Origin of the sequence: Agromyces agglutinans, assembly GCF_009647605.1 — a bacterium.
GTDB lineage: Bacteria > Actinomycetota > Actinomycetes > Actinomycetales > Microbacteriaceae > Agromyces > Agromyces agglutinans.
This window is the reverse complement of record NZ_WJIF01000001.1, coordinates 20445-41114: the sequence shown is the minus strand read 5'-3', so window position 1 is coordinate 41114 and position 20670 is coordinate 20445. Positions and strand designations below refer to the sequence as shown.

The window sequence follows — 20670 nt, the reverse complement described above, 5'->3', positions numbered from 1 at the left end:
TCGTCGTCGTCGACGGTGTGCGATGTGTGGGGTGGGTGGTCGTCGTCAGGCGACGAGCGCGCGGGTCCGCGACCGGGAACGCGCGCGAGCGGGCGCGATCGGCCGCTCCGGCGGAACCGGGCCGATGACGTTGCGGATCTCCCCGATGCGCTCGGCGCGCATGACCACGACGTCGTCCTCGACGAGCGGAGCGGGGTCGAGCGCGCCGCGGCGACCCCACAGTTCGGCGAGGCATCCGCCATTTCCGGTGGTCCCGGACCCGAGCACGTCACCGGGGACCACTCTCGAGTCCCTCGACGCGTAGGCGACGAGTTCCGCGAACGGCCAGCCCATGTTCGAGAGCAGGTCGCGGCCGACCCGTACGCCGTTGACCTCGACCTCGACCTCGAGCGGCAGGAAGCCGTCGGCGTCGATGAGGTCCTCGAACGCATCGGCGGTGACGATCCACGGGCCGAGCGTCGTTGCGAAGTCCTTGCCCTTGCAGGGCCCGAGCCGCACCTGCATCTCGCGCGACTGCAGATCCCGTGCCGACCAGTCGTTGAAGATCGTGTAGCCGAACACGTGTGCGGCCGCGGAACGCGCGTCGAGATCACGGCCATCCGAGCCGGGGACGGAGCCGATCACCACGGCGACTTCGAGTTCGAAGTCCAGCCGCGTCGTCCGCGGAGGAGACACCCTCTGCCCGCTGCCGATCAACGAGTGCGGGTTGGTGAAGTAGAAGGTCGGTGCCTCGTACCACTCGGCGACCACGCCGCCCCCACCGTCGCCGCCCACGGAGCGGACGACGCCTTCGACGTGCTCCTCGAACGCGACGAAGTCGCGCACCGAAGGCGGCTCGATGGGAGGAAGCAGCTGAACCTGCTCGACGGTGGGTGCGTCGGGTGCGCCATCCGCCCGATTCCCCTGGACGGCCCCGCCGTACTCGAGGGCCCATGCCAACCCGCGCCGAGTGAGCTCCAGCACGGTCATCCCGTCGTCGAAGGCGATCAGGCGATCGATGCCGCCCACGTCGGCGACGATCCCGTCGACCACGACGCCGTCGGCCCCGATCCATCGTGCGAACCTCATCGGGCCCCTCCCATCGACGCGGCCGGCAGTCCGAGCAGGTCCACGGCGGTGCCGCGGAGGATCCGCTCGGCGTCGGTCGCGGGCAGTCGCGCTGCGAGGACCCGTTCGACGGGATCGTCGACCCCCATGTCGAACGGGTAGTCGGAGCCGAGCACGACCCGGTCGGAGCCGACCGCCGCCACGAGCGCGCGCAGCGCCTCGGGGGTGTGCACGAGCGAGTCGAACCACATCCGGCGGAGGTACGCCGACGGGCGTTCGGCGCAACCGTGCGCATCCGGTCGCACCGCCCACGCGTGGTCGGCCCGGCCGATGGAGGTCGGGAGGTATCCCCCGCCGTGCGCGGCCACGATCCGCAGCTGCGGGTGTCGGTCGAGCACGCCGCCGAAGATCAGGTGCGCGATCGCGACCGCGTTCTCGACGGGCTGCCCGACGGTGTTCGACAGGAAGTGCCGATCGAGCCGCTCGTCGAGCGTGCAGCCGAACGGGTGGAGGAAGAGGACCGCCCGCAGCTCGGCGGCCCGTTCCCAGAACGGTTCGAGGCGCTCGTCCGAGAGCTCGAGGTCGCCGGCGGCCGACGGGATCTCGACGCCGGCGAGGCCGCGATGGATGACCGCGTCCTCGAGCGCGGCGACCGCTGACTCCGGATGCTGCAGCGGCGCCAGCCCGAGCCCTCGCAGTCGGCCGGGGGCACTCGCGACGAGTGCCTCGACCGCGGCATTCGCCTCGACCGCGACCCAGCGGGCGAGTGCCTCGTCGGCCCACGCATAGTAGTGGCTCGGCGACGGCGATACGACCTGGAGATCGACGCCCTGCCGGTCCATCTCGGCCAACCGCGCATCGAGCGACGTGAGCAGCGCGAACCGCTCCCCGATCATCGCGCCCGACACCGCCTGGCTCTCGGCGCCCGCGCGCCGTGCGTCCAGCTCGGCCGCACGAGCGAAGCCGTCGGGATCGCGCGCCTGCACGGCTGCCTGCAGCGCGGGCAGCAGCACGTGCGCGTGGATGTCGACGATCGGGGACGCGTCGGGCACGGTCGTCATGCCGGCTCGCTCACGAGGTGCGCGATCCGGCCCATGAGGCCGGGCACGTCGGCGTCGCGCTCGCCGTCGAGCAGCCACCTGCCGAGTTGCACGGATGCCTCGACGACGGCCGACGCGCGCGGCAGGCGCCGGGCGTGGAACGCGGTCCAGAGGTCGTCGTCCACGCGGTCGCGACCGAGCAGCAGTTCGGCGAGGACCTGCGCGTCCTCGGCCGCCTGGGCGGCGCCCTGCGCGATCGTGGGCGGGCAGCTGTGGGCGGCTTCACCGATGAGCACCACCCGGCCGCGGTTCCAGGCGTCGGGGACCACATGTGAGGTGAACCACGTGTAGTTCACGCGTGCCGCGTCGTCCAGCGCGTCACGGATCTCGTTCCACGGCCCCCCGTAGGCTTCGGCGAGCCCGCGCATCACGGCGATCTTCGACGCCTGGTCGAGTTCGCTGCGGTCCTGCGCGGGCTCGACGAGGTAGGCGTACATCGTCTCCTGGCCCGTCGGGCAGTAGCCGGCGATGAAGCAGGGCCCGCCGTAATAGAGGTCGGTGTGGGTGACCGACTCCGGCCGGGGCACGAACGCGCGCCAGATGCCCATGCCCGTCCGCTGCGGTGCGACCTCGATGCCGAGCATGCCGCGGATGCTCGAGTGCAGGCCGTCGGCGCCGATGAGGAGGTCGTAGCGACGCTCGAGCCCATCGGAGGTGATGACGTCGACGCCATCCTCGTCGGCGGCGAACGATGCGACCGTGGCACCGAAGTGCACGTCGGCACCGACCTCACGGGCGCGCTCGACCAGGATGCGGGCGAGGTCGGGACGATACATGCCCGCGGTCGCCGGGAACTCGGGGCCACCGGTCCGCTGGTCGGGGATGGTCGCAAGCACCTGGGCGCCCGGGCCCGGTGCGCGCAGGCTCACTTCGTTGAACGTGTACGAGCCGGCCTCGACCTGCGGCCAGATGCCGAGACGGTCGAAGACGCGTAGCGCGTTCCCCTGGATCGTGATGCCGGAGCCGAGGGCGTGCAGGTCGGCCTTCTGCTCGAACACGTCGACCTGCACCCCCCGCTCGGCGAGGAAGATGGCGGCGGCGGTGCCGGCGACGCCGCCTCCGGCGATCGCGACACGGGACACTGCGGGCATTTCGTGGACTCCTTCGTCGACGGGAATTGGAGCGGGGGAGGTCATTTGAGGGCGATCGGGGTGACGGGCGAGCCGACGGCCCCGGTGATCCGCAGCGGCGCGGCGGTGAGCAGGAACTCGAATCGGCCGTCGGCCGCACAGTCCTCGGCGAGGTCGTCGAGGTCCCACATCTCACCGACCGTCAGGCCGATGTTCGGGATGACGACCTGGTGCAGCGGCTGGAACGCGTCGTCGAACTCGTTCGGGCGCACTTCGAATCCCCAGGTGTCGGTGGCGATCGCGGCGATCTCAGTTCGGTGGAGCCATCCGGCGGTCGTGAACGACAATCCGGCGCTCGGCCCCCCGGCGTATCCGTTCCAGCCCTCGCGCTTGGCGCGGGTGTACCGGCCGGTCCGCACGAGCACGAGGTCCCCCCGCCCCACGCGGGAGGTCGGTCCCTGGGCGGCGATGCAGGATTCGAGGTCCTCCACGGTGATCGCGTACCCGTCGGGCAGTTCGCCGTCGGGCCGGAGATGCCTGCCCATGTCGAGCAGGACGCCGCGGCCGACGATGCGATCCACGGCATGCTCGATTCCCGTGACGAGATCGCCCTCGCTCGTGACCACCCGATCGGCGGGCCGGCCGTTCCAGGCCGTGCCCCGGTCGAAGATGTGGCCGAGGCCGTCCCACTGCGTCGAACACTGCAGCGGCATCGCGATCACGTCGTCGGCGCCGCCGATGCCGTGCGGAAAGCCCTGGCCGTTGGCGACTGCGTCGGTGCCGGTGTCCAGCATGGTGTGCACGGGGTTCGTACGCCGGCGCCATCCCTGCTGGGGCCCGTTCATGTCGAACGGCTGCGACAGCGAGAACGCCGCGCCGCGCTGGACCAGCGCGGCGGCCGCGACGCGCCTCGCGTCGTCGATGAAGTTCAGCGTGCCGAGGCGGTCGTCCTCGCCCCATCGCCCCCAGTTGCGGTATGCCGCCGCGGCCGCCGCGATGTGCCCGGCCGGGTCGGTCCGGTCGAGGTGCGCCGGATGCTCGACGATGGCTCCGATCGCGCTCACGCGACCGCCGCCTCGGCTCGGCACCGCACGACCTGGGTGCCGAGGCCCTCGATCGTCGCCGTCATGACGTCGCCGTCGCGGAGCATCCGGCCGTGCACGATGCCGTTGCCCGCGGGGCTCCCGGTGAGCAGGAGATCGCCGGGAAGCAGCGGCATGTTCCGGCTGGCCGCCGAGATGAGCGCGGGAAGGCCGAAGAGCAGGTCGTCGGTCGTCGCATCCTGCATCGTCCTGCCGTTCAGGTCGAGCCGGAGCCGCAGGGCACCCGGGTCCTCGACGAACGGAGCCGGGACGAGGAACGGTCCCGTGGGCAGGAACCCCGGCGCGTTCTTCGCGCGGTACCAGTCGGTGCCGATCTCCTTCATGTCCTGGCGGAACACGAGATCGCGAGTGGTGATGTCGTTGACGATCGTGTAGCCGGCGACGTGATCCATCGCCTCGGCCGGCCCGACGCGGAAGGCGGGCTTGCCGATCACGACCGCGAGCTCGAGCTCCCAGTCGTGCTGCTCGCTGTACTCCGGCAGGACGAGCTCGTCGTCGTCGCCGACCACGGCTGCGGGCAGGCCGATGAAGAAGTACGGGATGCCCTCGCGCGCCCGGCGGTCCATCATCTCGGCGGCCCACTCGCGGAGCTCCTCCACGGGGCGCGGGTCCTCCGCGGCGCGTCCGGCGACCACCAGGTCGATGACATGCGTGCGGTAGTTCGCGCCGGTCTGCAGGACCTGTCGTGGTTCCACGGGAGCCGTCAGGGTGACGGAGTCGAGATCGCGCCAGCCCTCCGTCCGCTCGGCCGCCGCAGCCAGCCGCTCCCAGCTCGCCGGTGCGACCTCGAGGAGCTCATTGAGCGAGGCGTCGCCGATGTCCTGCGCATCCAGGGCGCGGATGCTTCGTTCGACGACGATCCCGAGCCGTACTCGGTCGTCGTCCCGGAAGCGGGCGAGGGCGAAGGGGGCTCGCAGCCCATCGGACGGGGTGGTCACGTCGGCTCTCCATTCCGGTCCGCGCATCGTCGCCGCGGATCGCCCTCATTCAAAGCCGGAGCGGCACACCGGGTGAACAACCGATCCTTGATCGCCGCTATCCACGCGGTGGATATCCGCCCGTCCACGGCGCGTCGGGGCCACGAAGCCGCGCGCTATCCACGTCGTCGATGCGGGCATAGCCGGTCCGTTGTTCCCCTCGGCCGGCCGCGCCCCGCAGCCTGATGACGTCCGATGTCGTCGGACCACCGCTTGGAACGCATTCGCACGAACCGAAGGATCGAAGATGATCACACTGTTGTCCCACCTCACCCACGTGGAGATCGCGACACCGGATGTCGAGGCATCCGTCGCGTTCTATCTGGAGCGGATCGGACTCCGCGAGGTCGCTCGCGAAGACGGCAAGGTCTACCTGCGTTCGTGGGGCGACTACACGCACCACAGCGTGGCCCTCTCCGAAGGCCCCGAACCGGCGCTCGTCGAGATGGGATGGCGCACCACCAGCCCCGAGGCGCTCGATGAGGCCGCGCGCCGGGTCGAGGACGTGGGCGTCACCGGCGAATGGTCGGACGGCGGACCCGGGCGCGGTCGCTCGTACGTGTTCACGGGCCCCTGGGGCCACACCATCCGACTCGCCTGGGAGGTCGAGCAGTACGAGGCCGACGAGGCGAACGCGTCGATCTTCCCCGACCGCCCCGAGCGCCGGTCCAGCGTCGCCGGCGCCCCCCGGAACCTCGATCACGTGACCATCGCCGCGAGTGATGTGCGCGCCTTCGCGGAATGGCACCAGGACGTGCTCGGCTTCCGCATCATGGCCTACACGGTGCTCGACGAGGCGCCCATCACGGTCTTCGCGGTCATCACGACGAACGAGAAGTCGCACGACCTCGGCATCGTGCTCGACAGCTCGAGCCGGCCGGGCCGGATCAACCACTACGCCTTCTGGGTCGACACCCGCGAGGAACTCCTCATCGCCGCGGACGTCCTCATGGAGAACGGCACCGACATCGAGTACGGGCCGTCGATCCACGGCATCGGCGAGCAGAGCTTCCTCTACTTCCGCGACCCGAGCGGGCTCCGCATCGAGGTCAACACCGGCGGGTACCGCAACTACGTGCCGGACTGGAAGCCGAAGGACTGGAAGCCGTCGACCGGGTCGAACAGCATCTACCGCAACGGTGCGATGCCCATGTCGATGACCGAGTCCTTCCCGCCCGACGAGGGTCGTCCGACCGCGACCGAAGAGGGCGTCTACCCGGGCACCGAGGAGGCGCTGCTGAACCCCTACGCCGTGCCGGGTCGCGGCTGAACAGGGCTCTCACCGCGGTGGCCCGGCTCCGTCGAGGAGCCGGGCCACCGCCGCGTCGTCGGCAGCTCAGAGCCTCGCAGCGATCTCCGCGAGGAGTGGTTCGGTCAGCGCGTTGCCGGCGTCGACCGCGAGCCGGTGGATCGGCAGTCCGCCGATCATCAGGACCGCGACCGGGTTCGTGAGCATGCCGAGCGTGCGACCGGTGGGGTCCGCCTCGCCGACCGCCGCGAGCAGGGCCGGACCTGCCACCGGGTGCTGCAGCCACTCGACGAGCGTGGACTCGCGGGTCACCGGATGCCGGTCGTCGGCGACCTCGGGCGTGATGCCCGCCCGGAGGCGGACGTCCCGCGACGACGCGCCGACCGCCAGGTGGTGCGCGCCGGCGTCCAGCGTCCAACGGCCCAGGCGCTCGTCCCACCGCTCCAGCGCCCGGCGCGGCACCTCGATCGTCACCTCGCGCGAGGCGCCCGCATCAACGAGCACGGACTCGAAGGCGGCGAGCGTGCGAACGGGCCGGCGCACCGGCGTCGACTCCGGCGGTTCGACGTAGAGCTGGACGACCTCGCGCCCGCCGCGTTCCGAGGGATTGCGGACGATGAGCGACACGCTCCAGCCCTCATCGGTCGCCCGCACCCGCAAGCCCGAGTACTCGAATGTCGCGTACGAGAGTCCGTGGCCGAACGCGAACGCGACCCGCCCACCCCCGAGGTCGTGGCCGCGGTACCCCACGAACACACCCTCGCCGTACACGCTGATCCCGGCCTCGCCGGGGAAGCTCAGGTGGCTCGGGGTGTCGGCGAGGTCGACCGGCCAGGTCTCGGCGAGGCGGCCAGAGGGCTCGGCATCGCCGCAGAGGACCGCGGCGAGGGCATCGCTGATCCCCTGGCCGGCGAGCCCGGTCGCGATGACAGCGTGCACGTCGTGCCGCCAGGCCTCGGTGCGCACCGGGCCGCCGGAGATCACGACGACGACCGTTCGGGCGGTGACCGCGGCGACCTCGCGGACGAGTCGGTCCTGCACCGCGGGCAGGTCGAGGTCGGCCCGGTCGTAGCCCTCGCTCTCGGCGGACTCGGGCGTGCCGACCACGACGATCGCGACGTCGGCGGCGGCCGCAGTGGCTACCGCCTCGGCGAGGTCCGACTCGGTGCCCGTCGTGCCGGTCTCGTCGTACCCGGCGGCGAAGGCGACGCGGCCCGGTCGCAGCCGATCGAGCGCGTCGACGATCGAGCCCGGCGAACGACGCGCGTTCACGCCGGCGCTGCCGCCGCCCTGGAACCGCGGTGCGAGCGCGAAGGCGCCCACGACGGCCACGCGTGCGCTGCGGTCCAGCGGCAGGGCGCCGTCATTGGCGAGCAGGACGATCGACCGCTCGGCGGCCGTCACGGCGAGCGCATCGGGATCGGCATCCACCGGCGCGGCGGGGTCGGTCGACTGGTGGGCTCGACGCGCGAGTGCGGCGACCCGCTCCGCCGAGCGGCGCACGATGCCTTCCTCGAGCGCGCCCCGTTCGACCGCGGCGACGAGTGCGGCCGCCGAGGCGCCCGAGGTCGACGGCATCTCGAGGTCGAGTCCTGCGCGGAGGGCGCGCTCGCGGTCGTCGACCGCTCCCCAGTCCGAGACGACGACGCCCTCGAATCCCCACTCCGTCCGGAGGACGCCGGTGAGCAGTCGCGGGTCCTCGCTGACGTAGGTGCCGTTGACCTTGTTGTACGACGCCATCACGAGCCAGGGTGCTGCACGCGTGACGACCGTCTCGAACGCGCGCAGGTACAGCTCGCGGAGCGCCCGTTCCGAGACCTCGGCGCTCACGCGCATCCGATCGGTCTCCTGGTTGTTGGCCACGAAGTGCTTGACGCACGCACCGATGCCCTGGCCCTGCACCCCGCGCACGAAGCCCACGGCGAGTTCACCGGTCAGGATCGGGTCCTCCGAGTAGTACTCGAAGTTCCGCCCGCCGAGCGGTGAGCGCTTGAGGTTCATCCCGGGGCTCAGCAGCACCTGGGCGCCCGCGGCCTTCGCCTCGACGGCGATCCGGGCGGCGACGCGCGCGACGAGTTCGGGATCCCAGCTCGCTGCGATCGCCGACGAGCTCGGGAAGCACGTGGCCGCAACCTTCCCGGAGAAGTCCGGCAGGTTCATCGCGACCCCGTTGGACCCATCGGTCATCACGACCGACGGGATGCCGTGTGCCGGGAGTGACACGGTGGACGCCATGTCGGCGCCGGACAGGAGGGATGCCGCCTCCGCCAGGGTCAGGTCGTCGTGGCTTGTCGTCATGGTCGCAGCGTGCCCGTCTCGATCATCTCGCGGCGTTCCTCGGGGTTGTGGATGTTCCACCTGCGCGGGCGCACCGGATCGTCGGCCGCCGGACGCACCGCGAACCGCAGTTCGTGCCGCCCCTCGGTGACGGTCACCGGCCGCGCATCCCCGCCGGGCGGAATGACCTCCGCGGTGACCCCGGCCGGTACCGTGACGGTCAGGTGCATCCACCCGCCGATGCGCTCCCACGCACTGGCGATCGCCCCATAGGGGCTGTCGTGCCGTGCGCATGCCCGCCGGAGCCCCCCGCCGGGTCGCGGCGCGATCCTCACGCGCCGGTATCCGGGCTCGAGCTCCTCGATGCCGCCCACGACGCGGTGGAGGAAGTCGGCCACCGCACCGAGTGCGTAGTGGTTGAACGACGTCATCTCGCCCGGATTGATGCTGCCGTCGGGGAGCATGCTGTCCCATCGCTCCCAGACGGTGGTCGCGCCCATCACGACCGCGTACAGCCAGGACGGCGATTCGGTGCGCATGAGGAGGTGGTAGGCGACGTCGAGATGGTTCGTCGCGGCGAGCGCGTCGCAGACGATCGGCGTGCCGGCGAAGCCGGTCTGGATCAGGTGATCGCCTTCGGCGACGAGTTCCGCGAGCCGTCGCCCGGCCTCGGCGCGTTGCGCGTCGTTCTCCAGCAGGTCGAAGGCGATCGCGATCGCGATGGCCGTGACGGTGTCGCTCACGACGCGGCCGGACGGCGCGACGTAGTGCGCCCGGAACGCTGCACGCGCCCGGTCGGCGATGTCGCCGTAGCGGTCGGCGGCTGCTTCGTCGCCGAGCACCAGCGCGGTCTCGCGCACGAGGCGCGCCGAATGGGCGAGGTACGCCGTCGCGACGAGGTACGGGTCGGTCTTCGAGTCTCCCGGCCGTTCGGGCGGCGCAGCAGGGTCGAGCCAGTCGCCGAGCTGGAATCCTCGGTTCCAGTGCCCGGTCCCTTCGGTCAACGCGAACACCTGGTCGATCCAGGCGCGCATGCTCGGGAACTGGTCGCGCAGGATCCCGCTGTCGCCGGTCCGCCGGTACAGGGTCCACGGCACGATCACGGCGGCGTCTCCCCACACCGCTGCGGGGTCGCTCGGGAATCCACACTCGACCCAAGGGACGAAGTTCGGCACGGAGCCGGCCGCGGCCTGTTCGGCGGCGAGGTCCCGGAGCCAGTTCTGGAGGACGCCGGTCGCGTCGTACAGGTAGGCCGCCGTCGGCGCGAACACCTGGATGTCGCCGGTCCAGCCGAGGCGCTCGTCGCGTTGGGGGCAGTCGGTCGGCAGGTCGACGAAGTTGTCGCGCATGCTCCAGACGACGTTCTCGTGGAACCGATCGAGCAGCGGATGATCCGTCCGGAACCACCCCGTTCGGCGCATGTCCGAATGGATGACGAGCGCCTCGACGTCGCCGACATCGAGATCCGGGATGCCGCTGATCTCGACGTAGCGGAACCCGTGGATGGTGAACCGCGGGGTCCAGGTGACGCGGCCGGCAGCGGCGAAGGTGTATTCGTCGACGGACGTCGCGGATCGCAGCGGCCTCGTCGCGAGCTCGCCGTCTTCGAGCACCTCGGCATGGCGGATGCGCAGGGTGGCCCCGGCGGTCGCCGAGGCGGTGACCCGGATCTTGCCGGCGATGTTCTGACCGACGTCCAGCAGCATCGTTCCGTCGGCCGCGCGCGAGACGAGGGTGGGTCGGATCGTCTCGACGACTCGAACCGGCGGCCCGGTCGGCGCCTCGAGCGCCGCACCGAACGCGCTCCGGGGGATGCGCTCGGCCGGCTTCCACTCGGCGTCGTCGAAGCCCGGCCGCGACCACCCAGGCGCATCGAGGCGCGCGTCGTGACGCTCGCCCTCGTACAACCCCGTCGCGATGACGGGGCCGGCCGCCGTACGCCAGTCGAGCGGTACGACCCGGAGGCCGGACTCGTCCTCGATCTCGAGCTGCATCAGCACCGAGGCATCCCCGCCGTAGACATCCCAGAGGCCGCCGTTGAAGCCGAGCCGTCCGCGGTACCACCCGTCGGCGAGGTGCACACCGATCGCGTTTCGACCGGCTGCCAGATGCGGCGTGAGGTCGATCGTGCGGTAACGCAGCCGGTGCCCGTACGAACTCCAGCCGGGGGCGAGCACCTCATCGGTCGGGGCGATGCCGTTCACCTCGAGGTCGTAGATGCCGTGCGCGGTGGCGTAGAGCCGGGCGCGGCGCACCTCGCCGACGGTCGTGAACTCGGCGCGCAGCAGGTGCGCCGGACGCGGGCCGTCGTGGGCCGCCTCGATCGAGGGCGAGACCCAATCGACCTGCCAGTCCGCCTCGTCGAGCAGGCCGACCTCGATGCGAAGCGGCGCGCTCCACGCGGTGAACTCGGATGCCCCCTCGGCGAGGGCTCGCACCCGGAGATCGACCGCGGCCCGCGAGTCGAGCGGCGCGAAGGGCCATGGCTGATACAGCGTGTCGGCGCTGTCGACGCGTACGCGCTCGCTGCGTCCGGTCGCGTGGACGGCCTCGACCTCGTACGCGAGCTGCGTTCCCGTCGACAGGCGCCAGCTCAGCCGGGGTGTCGGGGTTCCGATGCCGAGCGGTTCGGCGAGGTGTTCGACGCGAAGGTCGAGGACGCTCACCCCTTCACCGCCCCGGCAGTCATGCCCTTCATGACCCGCTGGTTGAGGAAGAGGTAGATGATCAGGGTGCCGAAGACGTTCACGCAGACGGCGGCGAACGTCGGGCCGTACTGGACCTGCCCGAACTCGCCGGTGAAGTTCAGGAGCCCGACCTGGATGGTGCGCAGGTCGTCGCGGTTCGTGAAGGTCAGCGCGATCAGGAGGTCGTTCCAGATGAAGAAGAACTGGACGAGGGCGACCGTGAAGATCGCGTTCTTCACCATCGGAAAGCCGATCGAGCGGAACTGGCGGTAGATGCTGGCACCGTCGAGGGTCGCCGCTTCGAAGATCTCGCGCGGGACGCCGCGGAAGAACGTGGCCATCATGAAGACCGTGAGCGGCAGGCCGATGGCCGTGTACGTGATGATCAACGGCCACAGCGTGCCGGTGAGCCCGGTCTGGAAGTAGATGGTGAACAGCGGCAGGAGGATCATCTGCCCGGGGACCATGATGCCGGCGAGGAAGAGCAGCAGCACGGTGCCCCGGCCCTTCCACACCATGACCTCGAGCGCGAAGCCCGCGGCGACGCCGATGATGATCGTGAGGGCCAGCGCCGGAAGCGTGGCCAGGATGCTGTTCTTGATGTAGACCGCGAGGTTGCCGGTCGTGAACGCCTCGACGTAGTTGTCGAAGTTGGTCCAGTCCTCGGGCAGAGCCCACGTCGGATTGTTCAGGAACTCGGCCTGCGTCTTGAAGGAGCCCATCAGCAGCCAGACGAGCGGGTAGCCCACGGCGATGAGCAGCACCGCGACGACCAGCCAGCCGGGGATGCGGCGGACCCAGAGCAGCGGACTGCGGCGCTGCGGCTCCGGGGCCTGCACGGTGGGTCGGGCGACCGTCTCGAGTGTGGTGTCGGTCATGGGGTCACCCCTTGGTCAGGTCGCGGCGCGAGGAACGGAAGATGAACAGCGTGACGAGCAGGCACAGGATCGTCAGCAGGAGCGCGATGGAGCTGCCGTAGCCGTACTCGCCGTAGGTGAACGAGGTCTGGTACATGTACAGCGTGAGCGGGGTGGTCGTGTTGCCCGGGCCGCCGTTCGTGAGCGCGAGCACGGAGTCGAACACCTTCAACGTGCCGTTGATGCTGAAGATGATGGACGAGAACAGCACCGGCAGGGACAGCGGGATCACGATGTGGCGGACCAGGCGCCAACCCGATGCGCCATCGATGCGCGCGGACTCGAAGAGCTCCTCGGGGATGTCGACGAGGCCGGCGTAGAGGAGCACGGCGTAGAAGCCCATCGAACGCCAGATGTCCATGATGATGATGACCCAGAAGGCCGTTCCCCCGGAGGCGAACCAGTCGATCGATTCGATGCCGACCGCGTTCAGGAGGGCGTTGACCGGGCCGATCTGCGGGGCGATCGCGAACAGCGCCTGGAACAACAGGGCGACCGCCACGGTCGGGAGCACGACCGGGAAGAAGACGAGGGTGCGGATGAGGCCGGAGGCCTTCCGGAGCCAGAACACGTAGAGCAGGCTCAGCAGATAGCCTGCGAGCACCTGCCCGACGGTGAGCACGAGCGCGTACTTGACGGTGAAGACGAGGGCGTCGCCGATCTTCGGGTCCGTGAAGAGCGCGGCGATGTTGTCCCAGCCGACGAAGGTGAACCCGATGATCGGGTTGCCCTCGAACACCGTGTACCCGAGCGACCAGAAGATGGGCACGAGCATGACGAGGGTGTAGACGAGGAGCGCGGGTCCGAGAAGAACGGTGACGGCCCGCCAGTCACCTAGTACGCGATTCACTGCAGCTGGTTCTTTCCTGTGATGGCAAGGGTGCGCGCGCCCGCCGCGCGGACGCGCGCACCCCGGTGTCCGTGGCTAGTTGCCGAGGTCGGCCTGGACGGTCTCCATGAACTCCTCCGGGCTGAGCGCACCGGTCACGAGCTGGGAGGCGTTCGTCTGGCTGGTCGTGGCCGCCTTCGCGTTGAACAGCGCCTCGAACCAGAGCACGCTCTGGGTCGTCGCCTCGATCTGCGACTGCACCTCCTGCGTCAGCGGAGGCAGGTCCTCGACGGGAGTCGCGACCTTGAAGCCCGTGATGACGCCCTGGTTCGCGAGCGAACTCGAGCCGAAGTTCTCGGCGAAGCAGCCGAGCCACGACGCCACGTCGTCCGAGTACGAAGCCTCGGACAGCGCGAGCGGGACGCCCACGTTCGCGGCGAGCTGGTCGGCCGAACCCTCGCCGCCCTCGACCTCGGGGAACGGCATGAAGCCGATGTTCTCCGCGCCGATCTGGTTCTGCTCGGGGTCGTTGAAGTTCGCGAGGATCCACGAGCCCATGTAGAACATGCCCGCCTGGCCGGTGAGGAACTGGTTCACGGCGGTCATGTAGTCGATCGACGTCACCGACGGGCCGAAGTAGCCCTTGTCGCCGAGCTCGGCGACGGCCGCCGCGGCCTCGACGTACTCGGGGTCGGTCAGCTTCGCCTCGCCCTCGGCCACGCGCTGCAGTGCGTCGGGGCCGAGCGTGCGGAAGAGGTAGTTGCCCACCAGGCGGGTGAGCGGCCAGCCGTCCTGTCCGTCGGCGGAGAAGGGGATGACGCCGGCGGCGTTGAGCGTGTCCGCGGCCGCGACGAGCTCGTCCCACGTCGTCGGAACTTCGATTCCGTGGTCGGCGAAGAGCTGCTTGTTGTACCAGATGCCCTCGACGTTGAACTCGGTGGGCAGCACGTACTGCTCGCCGTCGTACAGCGCGTCGATGGTCGACTTCGCCGCCGGGATGATCGCGTCGGACTGGTCGAGGTCCTCGAGCGCCTGCTCGACGTCGACGAGCTTGCCGCCCTTCTGCAGGTCCTTCGCGACCTGCGGCGTGTTGCCGCTCGCGAACAGCACCGGCAGCGCGTTCTGGCCGGCGAGGAGCTGGAGCTGCTGGTCGTAGCTCGCCTGCGGCTGGGTCGTGATGTCGAGCGCGAGCGCCTCGTTCTCAGCGGAGCACTCCCCCTCCGACAGCGCGGTCAGGGTGTCCTGGATGGACGTGTTCTCGGCGAACGAGAGATAGCTGAACGAGTCGGGCGCGGTGGCCTCGCCTCCGCCTCCGCCGCTGGTGCAGCCCGTCAGCGCGAGCGCGGTGGCGCCGATTCCGGCGATGAGCGGGACGATCTTCCTTGCCCGCTTGCGTGCTGTGGTCACAGTTCCTCCTTGAATGCGGCCTCGATTGAAGCGCTACAACGGATGAGCGTAGATCGGCGGCGACGGTCGCTCCAGCCGAATGGACCTTTCGCGCTGCGCCTCTCCGGAATACCCGATATTCGCCGCGTCGATGCACGTTGCACCGTCGCTTGGAGCGTTACAAGCTGCGTTAGGCTTCCGGACATGTCAGACGCAGCGGCGCGCGAAGAGCCGACCTCCCCCGGCATCAAGGACGTCGCCGCGCTCGCCGGCGTCTCGATCGCGAGCGTGTCCAACGCGTTGAACCACCGCGAGCGGGTCGCGGGGCCCACGCTCGAACGGATCGATCGGGCCATCGGCATGCTCGGCTACATCCCGAACGGTGCGGCCCGCTCGCTCGCCGCCGGCCGCACGCGCTCCATCGGCCTGGTGCTCTCCGACCTCGGCAACTCGCTGTTCATCGACATCGCCCGCGGCACCGAGCGCGCGGCCGACGAACAGGGGCTGTCGGTCGTGCTCGCCAACAGCGACGGCAAGCTGGAGCGCGAGGACCGCTACGTCGAACTCTTCGCCGAGACCCGCGTTCGGGGCGTGCTGCTCACCCTGAACGACGCCTCGCACTTCCGCGCCATCGCCGGGCGTCACGCGCACGGGCAGCCGATCGTCATGCTCAACTTCCACGACGACACCGGCCGTTACTGCACGGCATCCATCGACAACGAGGCCGGCGGCCACCTCGCGGCATCCCATCTGCTCGAAACCGGTCGACGCCGCATCGTCTTCGTCGGTGGTCCCGACACGCTGCAGCCGGTCACCGACCGGCGCGCCGGATTCCGTCGTGCGCTCGTCGAAGCCTCCCTCGCGCCGGTCGACGAGATCTCACCCGCTTGGGTCAACCGGTCCGACGGATGGCAGGTCGGCCGGCAGCTCGCCGACCGTGTCCTGAACGGCGAAGTCGACGGCATCGTCGCGGCATCCGACCTGCTCGCCGCGGGCATCGTCCAGGCGCTCTCCGAGATCCGCCCGATCTCGGTGCCCGACACGGTCAGTGTGATTGGATACGACAACAACCAGGCCGCATGGGATGCCCCGATCCCGATCTCGACCATCAGCCAGCCCGGTGAGGAGCTCGGGTACGTCGGCGCACGACTCCTCGTCGACGAGGTCGAAGCGCCCGACCACGAGCACCGCGCCATCCGGCTCACCCCCACCCTGATCGCGCGGCGCAGCACCGAGCGATAGGACCGACCGAAGGGACCGTCGACGATGACGAACGAACCCGCAGCCGATGACGCTTCCCAGTCCGGCCGGAGCGCGCTGCAGCTGAGCTCGGTCGACCTCAACCTGGTCGTGCCGTTGCAGATGCTGCTCGAGGAGCGCAGCGTCAGCCGTGCGGCCGAGCGCATGTACATGAGCCAGCCCGCGCTGTCCGCCGCCCTCTCGCGGCTGCGGCGGCACTTCAACGACGAACTCCTCGTGCGCGCCGGCAACAGGTACGTGCTCAGTCCGCTCGGCATCGAACTGCTCGAGTCGGTCACGCAAGCCAGCAATTCCCTCACGCGCGTCTTCAGCGCCCAGGCCGACTTCCGCCCCGAGCAGAGCAGCCGCGAGTTCCGCCTGGTCTGCTCCGACTACGTCGCCGCGGTGTTCGGGGCGTCGCTCTCGCGCGAGCTCTCGAGGGTGGCACCGAACGTGATGCTCCGCATGGAGCACGTGCAGGATGCCGTCGTCGACGAGGCACCCGATTCGCTTCGCGACATCGACGGCCTGATCCTGCCGCACGGCTATCTCGAACACCTCGAGTACACCGATCTCTTCACCGACCAGTGGCGTTGCCTGGTCGCGACCGACACCGCATCGACTCCGTTGACCGTCGAGGCCCTCGGCGCCAGGCCATGGGCGACGACGTACAGCGGACGCACGGCCATCGTCGCGGCGACCCGCGAACTGCACATGCTCGGCGTGTACCCGCGGATGCAGGTGACGACGCGCAGTTTCCTCACCCTTCCCGACATGGTCGCCGGAACCGACCGCGTCGCCTTCGTGCCGGTCTCCCTGGTCGAGCGGTTCCAGGAGCGCGGCGATGTCGTCGCCGTCGACTGCCCGATCGCCATTCCCGGCATCAAGCAGGCGTTCTGGTGGAGTCCGTCGCACGAACAGGATGCCGGGCACCGCTGGTTCCGCGAGCGGGTGGGCGCGGTCGCGGCGAAGCTCGCGGCAGGCTGAGCCGGGGAGAACGGCACCAGGCGGGCCAGCCGCACCGGCTTGCCGTAGGGCTGTCCTCTTTCGGTTGATGGGTGACACACCTACTCCGGTTGAACTCGCCGCGACGGTGATCGCAACGGCGTTCGGCAGAGTCAATCTCCGATCGGCCGTTCCTGACGCCGGCCACGGGCGGCATGCCAAGATCGGAGGTCATGATCACACGCACACTTCGGGCCGAGGAAGTTGCCGGCTTGGCTCCGGATCTGCTGGAACTTCAGCGACACGCGTACCGAGTCGAGGCCGCGCTCATCGGTGACGACCGAATCCCGCCACTGCATGAATCAGTGCAGGACCTCGTATCCGCACAGCTGCACTGGGTGGTGACCTTCGATGGCGACCGGATCGCTGGCGCCTTGGGGTACGCGGTGGAGGGAGGCGCAGTCGACATCGACCGTCTCATGATCGATCCGAAGTATCACCGAAAGGGTCTCGGATCTTCCCTGGTGACCGAAGTCATGTCACTCGAGGCGCGAACCATCGTGGCGACCGGACGTGAGAATGCGCCTGCTCGCGCCCTCTATGAAGCTCTCGGATTCACACATGACGCTGATATCGAACCCGTCGCTGGGCTCTGGGTGAGCCAGTACTCGCGCCACTCGATCCGCATCACGGGAGCTGCCGCTGACGAGCCCCGCTGACCGCGGGCGATGTTCGTGACCCCTCTTCACGAATCGAGCGAAGAATTGACGCGTCTACTCGAGATCGATCCACCCCACCCGAACCTGGGCAAGACAGCGCGAGTTACATTGTGTCCGCCGAGGCGACACTCTGGGCATCGGACACGACGAGACTTCCACAAAGGCAGAACTCCCTGATCAGAAGCCATTTGTAGGGCGGACGGGACTTGAACCCGTGACCGATGGATTATGAGTTCGTTCTATCGGGGTTCGAGTCCCCCGCCGCGCCTAACCCAAATCACCCAAACTCCCCGAACAGACGGGATATTCGGGTCGGCGTGTCGTCTCATCCTGTTACGTCCGATCGCACCTTCCGTGCTAGCAACCTGCTAGCAATCTGCTAGCACGACCCTCAAAACCTCGGCCGCAGTCCTCCAGGTGCCCGGACCGGCGGTCACCGAGCCGGAGCACGACCACCTCCGGCCAGTCACTGACCCCCCACCCTCACCGACTCGAAACGGCCTCGCGCCGTGGTATCGCTCGCTGTCTGGTTACCTGGGTGGCACTCCGCCGAGATCGCGATTCCGAGCGCTATCTTTCGAGAATGACCGACACCGTCGCCATCGCACTCATCACCGCTGCGGCGGGCTTCCTGGGCGCTCTCGTTGGCGCCCTCGGCGCGGTGGTCGGACCATGGTGGTTGCAGCGCTCCTCGCGCGCCGCAGACGACGAGCGCCGGAGACTGGAATCGAGACGAGTGGCTATCGTCGAATGGACCGAAGCCAACATCGCGACGACGTTCGCGGCTGGCACCGAGAAGGCAGACGCGGCGGTCGCTCGTTCCTGGAAGGCGCAGGCCGAAATCTCATCGTTGGTCGAGAAGCCCGTTGAGGACTTCATCCACGGAGTCAATTACTACGCAACGGCGGGCGTCGACGACACCACGCGGCTAAACGCGTTCGGTTCGGCGGGTCGCATGCTCACCGCGTGGCACCGGGGCGATATCCCGGTTACGGAACTGCAACCCTTCCTGATTCGCATGGATCTCGGAGCGGCAATGGAATTCCGCAACGAGTGGCCGACCCAAGACGAAATTCGAATGATGAGTCGACGTTGGATGCGCGAGAAGGCCGCGGCCGAGGCTCAATGGAACGCCCAAGACGCGGCGTTTGGGCAGCCCTAGGCGAATCCTCGCGACGGCCAGCATGCCCCTCGAGGAATCCTCGTAATACGCTACGGGGGTATGGACCGTGACGAGCAGATGACAAGCGGGGCCGGGCACCAGGTTGTGCGCGCCGACCACGGCGACCGTGCCGGTCGGGCATGGCGGATGCGGGTGGCAGGCGCTACCTGGGATGAGATCGCCGCCGCGGTCGGGTACGCGAACGGGGCGAACGCGTTTCGGGCGGTGAAGAGATTCTTCAATCGGGTGCCGGAGCCCGATCGGGAGCTTGTGCGCTCGACGTGGCGCGAGCGTCATGAAACGCTCTGGCGGATCAGCTTGGAGGATGCCGCGAAGCGCCGGCCGGGGGCCGTGCGGGCGGCGGTAGCTCTCGCGCGGTCGGCGGCGCAGCTCGACGGTCTCGATGCTCCGAGCCGGCTGGAACTCGTGAATCCTGACGCCCGGGAGTTCGAGCAGGTGCTCGAGGAATTGCGGCGGCGGACCGGGGTCGGCTCCCCCGAGCCGGACCTCGAGACGATCGTCGACGCCGAGGTCGTGGAGATCGACGATGACCGGCGATGACGACCTCGAGGCGCTTGGCCGCCGGCTGCGGGAAGGCCTTGGTGACTTCGCGCCCGAGGAGGTGCGCTCGATGTTCTTCGAGGGCGCGGTCGGTTGGCTCCGAGAGGGACTGCCGGCCGGCGCCCTGGCGACGGTGGCCGCGGTACTGCGGGTCGGCGACCTGGCCGGCATGGACCGCGGGGAGGTCGAGCTGATCGTCACGGGCGCGTTGCTCGAGGCGGTCGAGGTTGATCAGGCCGGTTCGGCCTCCTGATCAGTCCATTTCGTAATACGGAATGGAGCGATCGAACCCCCGTCTCGGCATCCGGAGCCCTCCTGCACATCGTTTCGGCGCTCAGCGGCGCTCTCAGGGCGTCTCAGGCATGAACGCGTACTAGCCGCTCTGAGCAGCAGACCGCTCCCAACCGCTCGAGTGTTGCTGCGCGTTCTCAGCGGCACGGGCGACTTCCTCGGCATCCTCAGCGGCGAACCGTTCGCGGAACCGATCGCCTTCGGCACCGGCGGGGATGAGGTGGCGCTGAACTCGCCAGACGTCGGCGCGGACCTCGTCGAGCGCATCGGGGCGGAAGGCCCAGGGCTCGGGGAACCCGCCTTTCTCGTCGGCCTCGGCGATCTCGTGGAAGAGCTTCAGGCCGTAGCCGGACATGCCGAGCACGGCGTAACCGGTCAGCAGCTCCACGGCGACGGCGCGAAGGTCGTTCGCGGCAACGTCGTCGTATCGGGTCGCGGTGTCGCGCGCGAGGGTCGGGCTCCCCCTGCGCTCCCACACCCGATTGCAGGAGCCGCACAACGCCGCCGGCGTGCCGTCGGACCAGGTGAACGGGGATTCCACCCATCCGACAGCCTCGGCGCGTCCGCAGAACGCGCACGCACCCGCCGCGCACCTCGCCGGGCCGTCGGCGGCCGTGTCGCTGCTGCGGGCGTACTCGCGAATCTCGTCGCGCAAGTCGGCGTCAATCCATCCGTAGGCCCGGCGCGCGCGTTCGATGTGCTGGAACCTTCGCCCGGCATTCACGTCGAGAGCGCCGACGATGCCGTCGATCGGGGCGACCCGGAACGCGGTGAGCACGTCGCCGTAGCGTTCGAACACGTCCAGCGCGGCAGCCTCGGCCACGGTCACCCCGACGGCCTGTTTGAGGATCGTCACCCGGTGTTGCCGGTCGGCGCGGAGCCGGTTCCGCGCCGGGCTCCCGCCGTCGACAGTCGGGGCGGGCGGGGCGCATTCGCGGTGGGCGCGGCGCCAGTAGTCGGCCCATTCGAACCATGGATCATTCATCGTCTGGTAGGCCGCATCCATCGGTAGCCGGGTGCCCCGACCCTGCTTGACCGGCACACCGCAGTACCGGCACGGAGCTGCCGGAAGGTCCATTGCCGTCAGCTCGGCACGGAGTGCAGCGGCGCG

The 20670-nt window shown here is 69.5% G+C and carries 18 protein-coding genes; 7 read left to right on the top strand and 11 right to left on the bottom strand.

Features of this window, described 5'->3' with window-relative positions:
- Window positions 1–45: 45 nt before the first annotated feature.
- From GE115_RS00200 to GE115_RS00180, 5 genes are read right to left on the bottom strand one after another with little or no spacing between them, the layout of a single operon-like run.
- Entirely contained in the window at window positions 46–1068 is a 1023-nt protein-coding gene (locus tag GE115_RS00200; protein WP_153682840.1) for a fumarylacetoacetate hydrolase family protein, read from the bottom strand.
- The gene (locus tag GE115_RS00195; protein WP_153682839.1) at window positions 1065–2108 is read right to left on the bottom strand and encodes an amidohydrolase family protein; all 1044 of its coding nucleotides are present in this window, start codon (window positions 2106–2108) and stop codon (window positions 1065–1067) included. The genes GE115_RS00200 and GE115_RS00195 overlap by 4 nt, the downstream gene beginning before the upstream one ends.
- Window positions 2105–3238, bottom strand: a complete 1134-nt coding sequence (locus GE115_RS00190; RefSeq protein WP_153682838.1) for an FAD-dependent monooxygenase — start codon at window positions 3236–3238, stop codon at window positions 2105–2107. The genes GE115_RS00195 and GE115_RS00190 overlap by 4 nt, the downstream gene beginning before the upstream one ends.
- Before the next feature lie 41 nt (window positions 3239–3279).
- A complete protein-coding gene (locus GE115_RS00185) occupies window positions 3280–4272 on the bottom strand; it encodes a cyclase family protein (RefSeq protein WP_312854849.1) in 993 nt (330 codons plus the stop codon).
- A gap of 5 nt (window positions 4273–4277) precedes the next feature.
- Complete coding sequence (locus GE115_RS00180; protein WP_312854716.1) at window positions 4278–5258, bottom strand: fumarylacetoacetate hydrolase family protein; 981 nt, start codon at window positions 5256–5258, stop codon at window positions 4278–4280.
- 286 nt (window positions 5259–5544) lie between these two features.
- On the opposite strand from GE115_RS00180, the gene GE115_RS00175 reads away from it, so the two are divergent.
- Complete coding sequence (locus GE115_RS00175) at window positions 5545–6567, top strand: VOC family protein (RefSeq protein WP_153682836.1); 1023 nt, start codon at window positions 5545–5547, stop codon at window positions 6565–6567.
- 66 nt (window positions 6568–6633) lie between these two features.
- Here GE115_RS00175 and GE115_RS00170 read toward each other — a convergent pair whose 3' ends face one another.
- The 5 genes from GE115_RS00170 to GE115_RS00150 all read right to left on the bottom strand — a co-directional run bounded on the left by GE115_RS00170 (window position 6634) and on the right by GE115_RS00150 (window position 14663).
- Window positions 6634–8844, bottom strand: coding sequence for a glycoside hydrolase family 3 C-terminal domain-containing protein (locus tag GE115_RS00170; protein ID WP_153682835.1), 2211 nt, complete (start codon window positions 8842–8844; stop codon window positions 6634–6636).
- Window positions 8841–11489, bottom strand: coding sequence for a family 78 glycoside hydrolase catalytic domain (locus GE115_RS00165; protein WP_312854715.1), 2649 nt, complete (start codon window positions 11487–11489; stop codon window positions 8841–8843). Before GE115_RS00165 ends, GE115_RS00170 begins: the two co-directional genes overlap by 4 nt.
- Window positions 11486–12388: a carbohydrate ABC transporter permease gene (locus GE115_RS00160; RefSeq protein ID WP_153682834.1), complete on the bottom strand. Its 903-nt coding sequence runs from the start codon at window positions 12386–12388 to the stop codon at window positions 11486–11488. The genes GE115_RS00165 and GE115_RS00160 overlap by 4 nt, the downstream gene beginning before the upstream one ends.
- A 4-nt stretch (window positions 12389–12392) precedes the next feature.
- Entirely contained in the window at window positions 12393–13202 is an 810-nt protein-coding gene (locus tag GE115_RS00155; protein ID WP_153682833.1) for a carbohydrate ABC transporter permease, read from the bottom strand.
- A gap of 150 nt (window positions 13203–13352) precedes the next feature.
- Window positions 13353–14663, bottom strand: a complete 1311-nt coding sequence (locus GE115_RS00150; RefSeq protein WP_312854714.1) for an ABC transporter substrate-binding protein — start codon at window positions 14661–14663, stop codon at window positions 13353–13355.
- Between the two features lie 183 nt (window positions 14664–14846).
- Between GE115_RS00150 and GE115_RS00145 the strand changes: the two genes are divergently transcribed.
- The 6 genes from GE115_RS00145 (at window position 14847) to GE115_RS00120 (ending at window position 19521) form a co-directional block, all read left to right on the top strand.
- Window positions 14847–15884 carry a LacI family DNA-binding transcriptional regulator gene (locus GE115_RS00145; protein ID WP_153682832.1) on the top strand — a complete coding sequence of 346 codons (1038 nt, stop codon included), beginning with the start codon at window positions 14847–14849 and terminating at the stop codon, window positions 15882–15884.
- A 24-nt stretch (window positions 15885–15908) separates the two neighbouring features.
- The gene (locus GE115_RS00140; RefSeq protein ID WP_153682831.1) at window positions 15909–16868 is read left to right on the top strand and encodes a LysR family transcriptional regulator; all 960 of its coding nucleotides are present in this window, start codon (window positions 15909–15911) and stop codon (window positions 16866–16868) included.
- A gap of 191 nt (window positions 16869–17059) precedes the next feature.
- Window positions 17060–17545, top strand: a complete 486-nt coding sequence (locus GE115_RS00135) for a GNAT family N-acetyltransferase (protein ID WP_172979614.1) — start codon at window positions 17060–17062, stop codon at window positions 17543–17545.
- 583 nt (window positions 17546–18128) lie between these two features.
- On the top strand, window positions 18129–18707 hold the full coding sequence (locus tag GE115_RS00130) for a hypothetical protein (RefSeq protein ID WP_153682829.1): 579 nt from the start codon (window positions 18129–18131) through the stop codon (window positions 18705–18707).
- A 60-nt stretch (window positions 18708–18767) separates the two neighbouring features.
- Window positions 18768–19268, top strand: a complete 501-nt coding sequence (locus GE115_RS00125) for a hypothetical protein (RefSeq protein ID WP_153682828.1) — start codon at window positions 18768–18770, stop codon at window positions 19266–19268.
- Window positions 19255–19521 carry a hypothetical protein gene (locus tag GE115_RS00120; protein WP_153682827.1) on the top strand — a complete coding sequence of 89 codons (267 nt, stop codon included), beginning with the start codon at window positions 19255–19257 and terminating at the stop codon, window positions 19519–19521. Before GE115_RS00125 ends, GE115_RS00120 begins: the two co-directional genes overlap by 14 nt.
- Window positions 19522–19641: 120 nt before the next feature.
- Here the strand turns inward: GE115_RS00120 and GE115_RS00115 are convergent, their stop codons facing one another.
- Window positions 19642–20565: a hypothetical protein gene (locus GE115_RS00115; RefSeq protein WP_153682826.1), complete on the bottom strand. Its 924-nt coding sequence runs from the start codon at window positions 20563–20565 to the stop codon at window positions 19642–19644.
- Window positions 20566–20670: the final 105 nt, after the last annotated feature.